At 56.5% G+C, this 12,008-nt stretch carries 11 protein-coding genes; 9 read left to right on the top strand and 2 right to left on the bottom strand.

The window, feature by feature from the left end; all coding sequences use genetic code 11:
* The 3 genes from AN476_RS23155 to AN476_RS21275 all read left to right on the top strand — a co-directional run.
* On the top strand, positions 1-925 hold a 925-nt coding region (locus AN476_RS23155), incomplete at its 5' end, for a hypothetical protein (RefSeq protein ID WP_054463783.1).
* A complete protein-coding gene (locus AN476_RS21280) occupies positions 918-2,549 on the top strand; it encodes a phage/plasmid primase, P4 family (RefSeq protein ID WP_054463782.1) in 1,632 nt (543 codons plus the stop codon). The genes AN476_RS23155 and AN476_RS21280, both read left to right, overlap by 8 nt.
* A 330-nt stretch (positions 2,550-2,879) precedes the next feature.
* On the top strand, positions 2,880-3,557 hold the full coding sequence (locus tag AN476_RS21275; RefSeq protein WP_054463781.1) for a hypothetical protein: 678 nt from the start codon (positions 2,880-2,882) through the stop codon (positions 3,555-3,557).
* Between the two features lie 272 nt (positions 3,558-3,829).
* On the opposite strand, the gene AN476_RS21270 is transcribed toward AN476_RS21275, so the two are convergent.
* Entirely contained in the window at positions 3,830-5,206 is a 1,377-nt protein-coding gene (locus tag AN476_RS21270; protein WP_054463780.1) for a hypothetical protein, read from the bottom strand.
* 384 nt (positions 5,207-5,590) lie between these two features.
* Between AN476_RS21270 and AN476_RS21265 the strand changes: the two genes are divergently transcribed.
* Positions 5,591-6,298: a hypothetical protein gene (locus tag AN476_RS21265; protein WP_054463779.1), complete on the top strand. Its 708-nt coding sequence runs from the start codon at positions 5,591-5,593 to the stop codon at positions 6,296-6,298.
* A gap of 119 nt (positions 6,299-6,417) precedes the next feature.
* Entirely contained in the window at positions 6,418-7,071 is a 654-nt protein-coding gene (locus tag AN476_RS21260; RefSeq protein WP_054463778.1) for a hypothetical protein, read from the top strand.
* A gap of 16 nt (positions 7,072-7,087) precedes the next feature.
* On the opposite strand, the gene AN476_RS21255 is transcribed toward AN476_RS21260, so the two are convergent.
* Positions 7,088-8,059, bottom strand: a complete 972-nt coding sequence (locus AN476_RS21255) for a hypothetical protein (protein WP_253279961.1) — start codon at positions 8,057-8,059, stop codon at positions 7,088-7,090.
* Positions 8,060-8,079: 20 nt separating this feature from the next.
* Between AN476_RS21255 and AN476_RS21250 the strand changes: the two genes are divergently transcribed.
* From AN476_RS21250 to AN476_RS21230, 4 genes are all read left to right on the top strand, one after another.
* Positions 8,080-10,050, top strand: coding sequence for a terminase gpA endonuclease subunit (locus AN476_RS21250; RefSeq protein ID WP_256363963.1), 1,971 nt, complete (start codon positions 8,080-8,082; stop codon positions 10,048-10,050).
* Between the two features lie 59 nt (positions 10,051-10,109).
* On the top strand, positions 10,110-10,730 hold the full coding sequence (locus tag AN476_RS21245) for a holin-associated N-acetylmuramidase (protein WP_054463775.1): 621 nt from the start codon (positions 10,110-10,112) through the stop codon (positions 10,728-10,730).
* 76 nt (positions 10,731-10,806) lie between these two features.
* On the top strand, positions 10,807-11,331 hold the full coding sequence (locus AN476_RS21240) for a 3TM-type holin (protein WP_083464452.1): 525 nt from the start codon (positions 10,807-10,809) through the stop codon (positions 11,329-11,331).
* Between the two features lie 220 nt (positions 11,332-11,551).
* Positions 11,552-12,008, top strand: a 457-nt coding sequence (locus AN476_RS21230) for a hypothetical protein (protein WP_054463772.1), incomplete at its 3' end; no start/stop codon positions are given.

Here is a 12,008-nt window from a genome sequence, read left to right as displayed (position 1 = left end):
TCTGGCGGACCAGGAAGGGATAGACCGCACTGCCGACCCTGCCCGCATTGCCCGGTTCAAAGCCAAGTCCGAGGAACGCCAAAGACAGGCCGAAATCCGATCCTGCGATTTGGCAGAACGGGGTATCTCGCAGGCGTTACGGATCTGGCGGGCCTCCTATACCAACCACCCGGGCCTGGCAGCCTATCTGGAACGCGGCCGGGGCATCCGTATAGGCGCGCTAGGCGGCCTGCCTCCAACCCTGCGCTATCACCCGGATTTGCCTTACTATGAGGGCAACGGCGGTGACCGCCCCCGGATCACCCATCGCGGCCCCACCATGGTGGGCTTTATCGGGCGCCAGCGCTTGGTGGGCGTGCATCTGACCTGGATTGACCCCATTGACCCGGCACGCGGCCGTGCCCGCTTTGATGATGGCTCCAAGGTGCCAAAGAAGCTCAAAGGCCGCACCGGCGCAATCTGGGGCCAGCCAGTGGTCCTTTCGAACCCCTATTGCCCCCTGGTGGTGGTTGGTGAGGGCATTGAAACCACTCTTGCGGTGCTTGCCGCCACCCGCTTCCGCAATCCTGGCTTCAAGGCCCGTGTTGAGGCTGCCCTGTCGCTTGGTGCCCTATGTGGGCCAGAAGCCAAGACCGGCGCCCGCCGGGGCAAGTCACAGCGCACAGGAAAGCCCTTACCGTCATCGGTGCCAGATCTGGAAAGCCCGCGCCCTGGCTGGCTTCCACCTGCTGGCATCACCCGCGCCACCATCCTTGCAGACCCCAGCAGCAAATGCCCCGACACCGCCCGCCTGCACGCAACCCGCGCCGAGGCCAAACTGGCCCACCACTGCGCACAGGGCGCACGGCTGGCCATCCCAAGAGGCCACTGGGACCACGACAGTGATTTTGCAGACCTCGCCAAGACTGGAGAACTCTATGTTTAACATGACACTAGCCGAGCGGCTTGAACTGGAAATGAATGATGAAGACAATGCAGCCCGCATCTTGTCGGCCTATGGCGAAGATCTGCTTTTTGTGTCCGGCAAAGGCTGGGCCGTCTGGGACGGCACCCGTTATTCGTTTCGTTCCGGTCCCCTTGCTGCCCGCGAGGTCGGTCACAAGCTTCGCCGCCTGGTTCTGGAAGAAGCCGACTACCTGCAACGGACCATTGATCCCTCTCAGGAAGAGATCGAGGAGTTCATTGAGGAAATGGCCCGCAAACGGCCGCCAGTCATTGTCCGCTCGAATGAGGACGCCTGTCGCAGGATGGGCTTTGCTGCTGCCTCCAAGCTCCGACAACATGCAACCAGATGTGGCAACGCAACTCGGGTCAAGAACGCATTGGAGACCTGTGAGCACCAGCGCCGGGCCGAGGTGGAAGACCTGGACAATGATCCGTGGTCCCTCACCCTCCCCAATGGCGAACTTGATCTACGCGCTGTTACCAACTGGAAACAAAAGAAAGATGCAACACAAGCGGAGGTCATCGCTAGCAAGTTGGAATGGTTAGAACCGACCGATCGCACAAAGCTTCCTACCAAATGCCTCGGCGTCAAATTTGACCCGGCGGCGACCTGCCCGCAGTGGGACGCCTTTATGAAACTCATCATTCCAAACGATGAGGTCCGCTACTGCACTAAGACGGTGTTTGGCGCGATCCTGTTTGGTGAAAACCGGGCGCAGATCTGCGTTTTCCTGCGTGGTCCGGGTGGCAACGGCAAGTCCACACTGCTGAACACTCTGATGCACATTCTGGGCCGCCGTGACGGCTATGCGGCCACCTGCAAGGTGGAAATGTTCCTGGACACCGGCCAGCAAAGCCCATCAAGTGCAAACCCCGAAGAGGTGGATCTTCCAGGCGCCCGCGCCTTCATCGCAACCGAACCCGGTGCGCGGGACGTCCTCAGCATGAAGAAAATCAAAGGTCTGACCGGCGGTGACCGGCGTATGAGCCGGGGTAACTTCAAAGACCCGTTTTTCTGGACGCCTAACGGAATCCCCATCATCTCTTGCAACCGCACCCCTAAGATCAAGGATGAAGACCCAGGCACCAAACGGCGGCTTGTCTTCATTCCCTTTGACGTCAATCTGCGCGCGCTGCCCAAGGCACAACAGCGCGCGCAAAGCGAAGTTGAGGCTATGTTGCGCGCCGAAGGCTCAGGCATTCTGAACTGGCTAATTGAGGGCTTTCAGACCTTCATGGCTGGGCCGCCAGAGATCCAATTGCCCGCACCGATGCAGCGTCTCAAGGACCAGCTTATGGAAGCGGCCGACCCGGTGGGTGTATTCCTGGAAGAAACGACCACCAAGGACACCAAGGCCCGTCTGGGGGTCAGTGATTTCTACAAGGTGCTAGAGGTCTGGTGCGAGCAAGAGGGACGCCAACTATACCAGATGAAAACCGTGGGCGATGTATTGGTGGAAAAGGGATTTGAACGCTACCCCTACAACGGCCGCTCACACTGGCGCGGAATCCGTTGGGCACCCGAGGCCGCCGACCTCGTGGAACAAGCCACCGGCACCCGCCCCCCAGATGCCCCTCCGGCCCAAAAACCGCCGAAGTTTTGATGCCGCTCGCGCTTCATTTTCATCCCCGCGCCCCCGTGAAGTTGGTGAGCCAATCTCACCAAAAGGCCCAAATAGAGGGAAGATTAAGCGGCCCCCGCCGTTGTCCGGCGGGGAAGGAATAAGGAAAACGGCGCAAAACCTAAAAAAACGCTTCACTAAGCTCACCAATACCTCACCAGATTTTCCATATCTAACCTATTGAAAATAATAGATGTGGTGAGGTTAGTGAAGATGGTGAAGTAGCGCCTTATACATAAAAATCCTTGTACAGGTTTTTTTTGGAAAGAAATGGGCCAGTGTCACTGGCCTCACCAAGGAAAGGACTGACCCATGGCCCGTAAGCGCAAAACCCGTCCGACTCCCAAAGTCACCCTGCCCCCCTTTACCTGGGATACCCGCGCCAAATTGCCGGATGGCACAGAGGCCCGGCTGGCCAGACCAAGCATTGAACAGGCCGAGGTTGAAACCGGAGCAAGCCAGGGCGCCGATGGCCAGGTGGTTCTAAACCGGGCACGGGTCTGGCGGGTCAAAACGCCCTCCACCCTGCGCATCCTCAACCCGGCATCGCGCGCCGCAGTTTTGGACTATGCCGAAGTGTTCGAGACCGTGCATTCATCGGGCGGCACCAGTGACCCAACGAGCGGCACGGGTGGCCCTGCCGCACGAGGCCCAAACCTTCGCGCCCTCACCGCCGCAACCCGCCTGCGCCAGATGCACGCGGCACTTGCCGATGGTGAACTGGTCGTGCCGCTAAAAGACGCCCGCAGCCTCCGTCGCTCAGATGGTCTGGCCAGGGTGAGTTTTCGCCAACTTGTCCAGTGGGTGGCTGTGGATGAGCTAAGCCGGGCCGAGATCCTACGCAAGGCCGGTGCCGCCGCATCAAATGAGACCGCGCAGGATGCCGTCACCCTGGCCATAGTTGAATTGGCGCAATGCCTAGTCCTGTGTTGCGGCTACAACCAGACAGCGACCCCATGCACAAATTCGCGCAACAGCCCGAATCTCTGATGTAAAACCCTCGGCATCGTCAAAGAGCTGCGTGAGGGTCCCCGTACTTAAAAAAAACGTTCCCCCACCCACCGAAGAGAGATGGATTGTTCCGTCAAACGCATATAGCGATATTCGCAAAGCTAGGTGAATGGAACAGAGAGGCTATTCATCTGGATAGCTCACACGGTAATCCTATCCTTCACTCAGAACGCAATTTTGACGTGCCAAAAAACTAACCAACTCATGCCAAGTTTGGTCGAAAAACATCCTCAACATTGGACAATGTTACTTCATGCGGAGAAAACGGGAAGATCAATTGTATGCTTATCGACAGCATTTTGATTAAAGCCCAAAGAGGAGTAACGTGGCGCGATATCCCGAACGGTTAGGTTTACGCTTTTTTTCATCCCAGATGTCGGCTGCATGCCCTCATTTAAAAGCATTCTGACTTGCCAGTCCTTAACCCCAGTTAGCCCCTTGTGCATCTTTGACACAAATGCCTCAAGCGTAGGTTTTTCTTCAAGAACGGGATTTATGAAAGAAGGGAGTTCGCTGGCAACAGCCCAATCCCCCTGGAATTTCCCGACAATAAATGTTAAGCCAAAAGATCCAGCGCGATACCAATGAGGTGCAATGTCATCACTATTAATACCTTTTGAAACAAAATGCTCTACAATCTTTCGGCGATACATGTCTGCCAGCTCGCTAATCAACTTGCTAGTTTCGTATCCGTTGCCAAGACTGCCTTTTATTGCTTCTTCCACCCCATTCAAAAATTCTGACTTTGCTTTATGCATCGAGTGCCCATCTTCAACAAAGCTCTCGAATAGATCAAACCTATCGTAAGGGAAACGCTTCGGCATACTGATGATTTCATGACTTGAGGGGCCAAATGCTTCGGCTTCCGCAGCATCTGGTAAATCGAGAAGATCTTCAAAAGCTCTTCCGAGCGACGTTTCTGCGGTTACAGCCTGCCCGGTTGAAGCGGAAAGGCAAAGGGCAAAATTGTAATGATATGCTTGACACCCTATCGACATCATTTGTTCAGTGACAGAACGATTTAGTTCACCTGCTCGCTCACGCTGGAGCAGTTCTTCCTCAAGTGCCGACCGAGGCGCAGTCGAATAGGCTTCGTTTTCTTGGATATCCCCCATCAAATCATCGAAGTAAGTTTTCGAGATGCCGACGACTCCCAAGTCTGGCAAACTTTTATCTGCAATTCTCTCAAAAATCTTTCGAAACCCCGCATCCATTTGAAACGCAGGAAAAGCAGTGTGACTACCGTGAATAGCGATGCTCTTACCAAGGTTTCTCAGACTTGGTTTAAGGTCAGTTTCCCAGTCACTTTGAGCAACTAACTTTTGAGAGGTGTTAACTCTTTGTGCGGCTAAACGTTCAGGAAGAGAAGCGAAGGCATCAGCATCAAAGCTTGAAAGCTTAGTAATAACCTTTGCAAAGTGGCTACGTAACATACCTCGTAACATGCTGCCTTCAGACAAAGCTTGCTTAAACCCATCACCTGCGAAAATGTACCCGTCATTTATCAATAAGTTCTGACCAAAAAGTGCATGCTTCGCCAAATTTCGGGAAAAAAAAGTGTGATCTTGGCCTATACGAGGTTCATACCTTTGAACAACGTCATCTAGTAATCCAGCATAAGTATACATTTTCAACTCCGCAGAAATTAATATAAAAATCACCCTGAATCAAGGGTGGGAAATAAAGGATGCCAGGCTCTCGCCCCCCTCATGAATTATCCATTCCACCCCAACGCTTCGCCAGGTTTTAAGTATTCCAAATTTTGCAACTTATTCAGCATCGAAACCAAGTTTCTATGTTGAGCGAAGTCTTAGTATATCCGCTATTTAAAGGTCGTCTAGGGCTTCTTTTGAATAGCAGAACCATGTCAGCAGAGTGGACCGCATCAGGTGCGAGATCGAAAATGTTGGAAAGGGTGTGGGCAGTTGAACCGGGAAAAATCATTGTGATGAAGACACCAGCAGAACTACTTCGTAAAATCTGTTATTCATAGGTCTCAACCAGCCATGCGAATGAGCCTCTCCTCCAACTTGCGCGATGTTGAACGCGACCTGTCCGACTCCGCCCGCCAACAACTCCCCTTTGCCACCTCGGTTGCCCTCAATGACACCGGCAAGGACCTGATAGAACTAAACAAGCGGCATATGCGGCGGGCCTTTCACAATCCGACCCGCTGGACACTTAACGCCTTTCACTTTCGCCGCGCCACCAAGCGCCGGTTTCAAATCAAGATCCAGCGTAAATTCGCTGCCGCGCGCAAGGACTATCTGTTGCGCCAGGTTGAGGGCGGGCCAAGGCACAAGACCGGGCTGGAACGGCTGCTGAATGCCCGCTTAGGTGCAGGTTATGTGGTGCCAACCAAGCATGCCCGCAAGAACAAGCACGGCAATGTCTCGCCGGGCCAGATCCAAAGAGTTCTGTCCGGCCTCAAGGCCCAGAGCGATGCAGCCCAGAATGAGACCAAGGCCTCTGGCGCGCGCAAGCGCCGCTCAAATGCTGCGCGATACTTCTCGCCACGGGCTGGCGGGCGGCTGACGCCGGGCATCTATGAGCGCAAGGGGCGCAAAGCCCCCAAAAAGATCTTTGCCTTCACTGACAAGGCCCCCACCTATCGCAAAGCGTTCAAGTTCTATCCGAAAATGAACGCCGCAGCGGGTCGCCGCTTTCCCCGCCACTTCTATCGCGCCCTGGCCAAGGCCTTCGCCACCCGCCGCCGCTAGGCCCTCCAAATACAATCGCGGGTCCTTCTGGCGCCCTGCCACGTGGGTATATTCGCACCCCGTTGTTTTGGGCGGTGGGGGATTTCCGAGGGGTGGCTTTTTGGATTGGGGTTGTTGTTATGCAAGACGCTGAAACACCACCGGTCCCAGAGATGCCGCCGCTGGCTGGCGAGGACCGGGCGCTGGTGGCAAAATATCCGATGCCAAAAGGGGTGCCGGATGCCGAGGTGAACAAGAACCTGTTAGGCGCGGCGCTGGATGTATCCACCACCACCATCGACAAATGGTTGGTGCTGCCGGAGGCCGAGCGCATCCCCTTTGTGGAGCGCGGCACCAATGGCCGGTCCTATGTGTTCCGGCTGTCCGTCGCCTATGCTTGGCGCATGGCCCGAGATGCTCAGGACGCAGCCACCCGGCAACATGCCGAGGACGCCACCGCGCAACTGCGTATGGAATTGCTGGGCGGATCTATTCAGGATCTTGGCCGGGCTGCTCTGTCACCCAAAGAACAAGAGCAAGCTTTGAAGGTCGAAAAGGAATGGATACTTGCCGCCGCCGCGCGCCGGGAATTCCTCCGGGCCAGCGATGTGGCACAGGCTTTTGAGGCGTCTTTTGTGGCGATCCGAGACGGGCTTGACGCGGCCCCGGACCGATTGGCCCGTGAATTGAACCTGCCCCCGGCGGCGGTGGAGGTCATCCAGGAAATTCTTGACGATGTTCTGCACGGCGCGCGTACAGGTGTTGATGAGGGCTTGCTTTCTATGGGACCTTAGAGATTTCACTACCTGACTACTGGTCACAATTTTTCCGAGAATATAAGGCTGGCTTTTCGACGTCCTTTGTTCCGCCGACAATGGAGCTACCTAGGCCGCCCATCCTCAAGCCTTTGAAAAACAATGACTTTGAAAACATATATGCAGGAACGAACACAAAGGCCGCATAGCAAAAAATCCAACCTAAAAAGGTGATAAAGAACTCAATAGTCAAAGATACGTCGGTGATTTCATAGAGACACCATAGCGCCCAAAATATATTTACAATCCAAAAAATAACAAATGAAACAACAACATACCCATTTATCTTTGTCACGCTATAAGGCTCAAGACCATCGAATTTTCTAATCGGATAAACTTGGTAAAGATTTTGACCCAGCTTCTCTCCCAGTATGTCCACATGCCTTTCCCAATTATCTTGCCAAAACTTCGCTCCTTCAATTAGTAAATACCAGAGCCAAGCAACAGTTAGAGCCAGTGTCGAAGTAAGTAGGATTGAAATCAAGGTTGAAGATGAGGGGGATGTGGAAATAACGATGGATGGATTGAAAAAATCTAGCTTTATCCTGACGTCTCCTCCAGACTTCAAAAACAAAACGATACCAATAAGTGCAGCCTGCATCGCCCAAATGTAGGCAGTTCTTTTCCAATATAGCTCGATTTCAAATTCACGAATTCTATGCGCGGTTTTGTATGCTTCTTCTAAGCCAGCTTTATCACGCTCTTCGACCCCTATTGCCAGAAAGTATAGACGTTTAAAATCGGCTGAAAACATTTGAGATCCTAAGTGTGTATCGTATGAAGTAATGAAGGCAAAAGGCTGGATCTCAATCACACATACACCCTTTAATTTCAAGGTGCCCCATGCTGCAAAACGATGCCCCCGAATACAGGGAGGGCGCGCCCCTTCCTGGCTTTCGGCCGGTATCGGACGCGATCCGCGCGGCCCTGCCTGCGCTTTCTCCGCCGTCTCGGATTTCTGTCTCAAAGGCCGCCACTCGCCGCAAGGTGAACGCTGGCGGCCATTGGACGTTTTGGGACAATGCGGTGGCGCCCTACATGGTGGAGCCACAGGACACGACCATGTCCCGCCGATTTGAATCGGTGGTCTTTGTTGGCCCGGCGCGGTCTTCAAAGACGGAAAGTCTCATCATCAACCCTTGGGCGCATTCGGTGCTGACCTATCCGCGCTTGGTGTCGATTTTCTACATGTCCCAGGCAGCGGCGCGCGAATGGTCTGTGCAAGAGTTAAAACAGATCATCAAGAATTCGCCAGAACTGCGGGACGCGCTGCGGCTGGATAACACCCATGAGAAAACCTTTACCGGCGGCGGCCGCCTAACCCTGGATTGGCCGGTGGACAATAAGCTGTCCGGCCGCTCAATCCCTTTGGTCCTGATGGCGGACTATGACCAAAAGGCCTATCAGGATGTAGAGGGCCAAGGCCCAGCATTTGACCTGGGCCGCAAGCGTCATACCCAAGCCGGGTCGCGCGGTATGAATGTTGCCGAGTCCTCGCCCCGCTTTCCCATCCTGGATGAAAACTGGCAGGTCAAAACGCCCCATGAGGCGCCGCCCTGCGAGGGGATTTTAGGCATCTACAACACCGGCACCCGTGGCCGGTTGTACTGGCGTTGCCCGGATTGCCAGGGAGAGTTCCAACCTACGTTTGAGCGGATTGGCTATCCCAAAGAAGGCAGCCCCGCCGAGCGCGGCAAGGGCGCCTATATGTCCTGCCTGCATTGTGGCAGCGTGATTGAACCGCATCAAAAGGCCGAGCTGAACCGGACCGCGCGCTGGCTGCATGAAAGCCAAGACGGTGACCTGGTGCCGCTGGGTGATGAGGTCCGGGAAACCCCCGTGGCCTCCTACTGGATGGAAGGCCCGGCGGCGGCGCTGGCGCCCTGGTCCCAGATTGTGACCCGCGTTCTTGAAGGGGAGGAAGAACTGGCCCGGACCGGTAATGAAAAACCTCTGCAAGCCGCCATAAATCTGGACGTTGGGCGCCCCTATCGCCCCCGCGCTTTGAATGATGCGGCGTCCATTTCTGAAAAAGCCCTGCGCGACACCATGACGGATCATGCCTGGAAAGTGGCGCCTGCTGAAACCCGGTTTATCCTGATCGCGGTGGACGTCCAGGGCGGCCGGTTTGTGGTTCAGGTCATGGCCCATTTGGCCCATGGGGAGCGGGTGTTGATTGATCGCTTTGACATTCACCAGCCCCCCAAGACCGCGCCCCGCGCCGCAGATCGCCAGCTTGACCCGGCGAAATACGGGGAAGACTGGGACGCTCTGCTTGATCTTATGGAGCTATCCTATCCGGTGGCCAATGCAGATCACCGCTTAAAGGCGCTGTCTGTCATTTGCGATGCCGGGGGCAAGGCGGGCGTCACCCCGCGCGCCTATAACTTCTGGCGCAAGACCCGCAAGAGCCACCCGCGCCGGTTCCACCTGGTGCGCGGTGTTGGTGGCGACAACAAAAAGCGGGCCGAGGTCAAGGCGCCGGAAACCTCGCACCAGGGCCGCAAGAAAGCGGCGCGGGATATTCTGTTGGTGCGGGCCGGAACGGATCGGCTGAAAGATGAGATCGCCGCCAGCCTCAACCGTGAAGACGTTGGCGCCAGCGCTATCCATATTCCCAAGGGCGCGCCTGCCGAGATCCCGGCCGAACTGGCAGCGGAACGCCGCATAAAGACAGGCTGGGAACCCCGGCCCGGTGTCAAACGCAATGAGGCCCTGGACCTCGCCGTCTATGACCTCGCGCTGGCCATTGTGCTGGGGGTGGAAAAAATCGACTGGACCCAGCCCAAAGCCTGCCCAGCCTGGGCCGTGATCGGGCCGGAAAACTCCTTTGCTGTGGTGGATCTGGACACAGACCAAGACCTAGCGGCCGAGGTCACCACCCCAACCAAACCGACTAAACTCAAAAAACGCCGGGGCAAAAAACGCCGGGGCCGCTCCTTTGATGGTTGGTCCTAACCCCAGCCCGTTCTCTGCCAACGCACTCACAATTCACTCTAACGATAGGAGGCCGCGTCATGCAGTCGCCCAAAGATATTGCGCTTGAAATTGTCCGCCGCGAGGGGAGCTTTGTGAATGATCGTGACGACCCCGGCGGGGCCACCAATCGCGGGGTGACAATTCACACCATGCGCCGCCTCGGTCTGGATCTGGATGGCGATGGCGACGTGGATGTGGCAGACGTCAAACTGGTCTCGGTGGATCTGGCGGTGGATATTTATCTGCGCCACTACTTCCACCGCCCCAAGATTGCGCAACTGCCGGAACCGATCCAGGCCAGCGTCTTTGATATGTACGTCAACGCCGGGTCCAATGCGGTCAAGATCCTGCAACGGCTAATCAATGAAACCGGAACTACGGACGCGGATCTGGCGGTGGACGGTGGCCTTGGCCCCCTGACCATTTCCGCCGTGACCCGTGCCCATGATCAAATGGGCGCTTTCCTTGTGGATGCCTACGGCATTGCCCGGCGCGATTACTATTATTCGCTGGCGGATCGGCGCGCCAAGTCTCGCAAATATGCCCGCCGCCGAGACGGTGGCAAAGGCGGCTGGATCACCCGCGCCGAAGATTTCATTCGCCCCCGTTATCACCTGACAGACGCCGACCACCGCGCAAGGTGCGCCGCCTGGGGCTGATCTGTGACCGACCCCTGCGACGATTGGGCCGCCGCTCTTGGCGGCCTGCCAACTCCCCCGAAAATGAGGCCTGAAAATGAAGCTGCTCAAACTGCTGTTTGGCGGTGGCGCCAACGTCTTGCGCGATACCGTGGAAGTGTTCCGCCCCAATGCCGAGGCCAGCGCCTCACGCGCCTTCGATCTGGACTCCGCCACCTTGGCGCAGCTCTCAAGTGAGTTTCACCAGCCCCAGAACCGCACCTGGTTTGACGCGCTGGTGGATGGCCTCAACCGATTGCCGCGCCCGGTGATGGTCATCACGGTTTTTGGTCTGCTGATCTGGACGGCAATTGACCCAATCCGCATGGCCGAGGTCTTCACCGCCTGGGCCATTATCCCGGTGGGCCTCTGGACCATCATTGGCGTGATTGTGTCGTTTTTCTTTGGCGGCCGTGCCCAGATCAAGAGCCATGATTTCCAGCGCGAATTCGCCGCCACCTTGGCCAGTGCGCCGCAAGTGGTGGCAAACCTGCAAGCCATTCAAGGCCTGCGCGATGAGGTCGCGGAAACACCCCAGCCCAGCAACCCGGCGCTGCAAGATTGGAGGGCCGAGCATGACTAAGCTGTTTCAGATTTCCGCGCTCGCGCTGATCGCTGGCCTTTTGGTCTGGATCTTTTGGCCGCCCTCAGATCCGCCGCCCTCTCTCCCTTCACCGCCGTCACAGCTCGCCCCGGAAACCTCACTCCGCCCTAAGGCCCGCGCCTGCGCCGGGACGGTGACCAACAACCCCGCAATCTTGGAATGGCGAAATTCCCAGGGTTGCCCCGATTAAGGGGGCACTATGACTGACAACGCATTTACACCAGCGCAGGGCGTTCCCTCCAATCTGGTGGCCGGTGATCTGTGGACCTGGCGCCTAGATGAATTCGCCGCCCTTTATCCCTCGGACACCTATGGGCTGGCCTATTCCATAGCGCCAAAATCAGGCGGTGCGCCCACCACGGCCCCGGCGGTTGCGGATGCCGATGGCTGGGTGGTCTCAGTCTTGCCCGCCATCACTACAACTCTCGCCCCGGCGGCCTATGCCTGGACGCTCTTTGCCACCCGGACCTCGGACGGTGCGCGGGTCTCCATTCGCTGCGGTGACTTCACCGTCTCACCAGATCCAAGCCAGTCCAATGACACCCGCAGCCAGGCGCAAAGGTTGCTAGATGCGGTCAACGCCGTCTTAGAAGGCCGCGCCACCAAGGATGTTGAGGCCTATTCGATTGAAGGGCGGTCTTTGACCCGTACCCCGT

It is taken from the genome of Phaeobacter sp. 11ANDIMAR09, assembly GCF_001294455.1.
In the GTDB taxonomy this organism is placed as follows: domain Bacteria; phylum Pseudomonadota; class Alphaproteobacteria; order Rhodobacterales; family Rhodobacteraceae; genus Pseudophaeobacter.
Note: the sequence above shows the minus strand (reverse complement) of the source record. Positions and strands in the feature narration are given on the sequence as shown.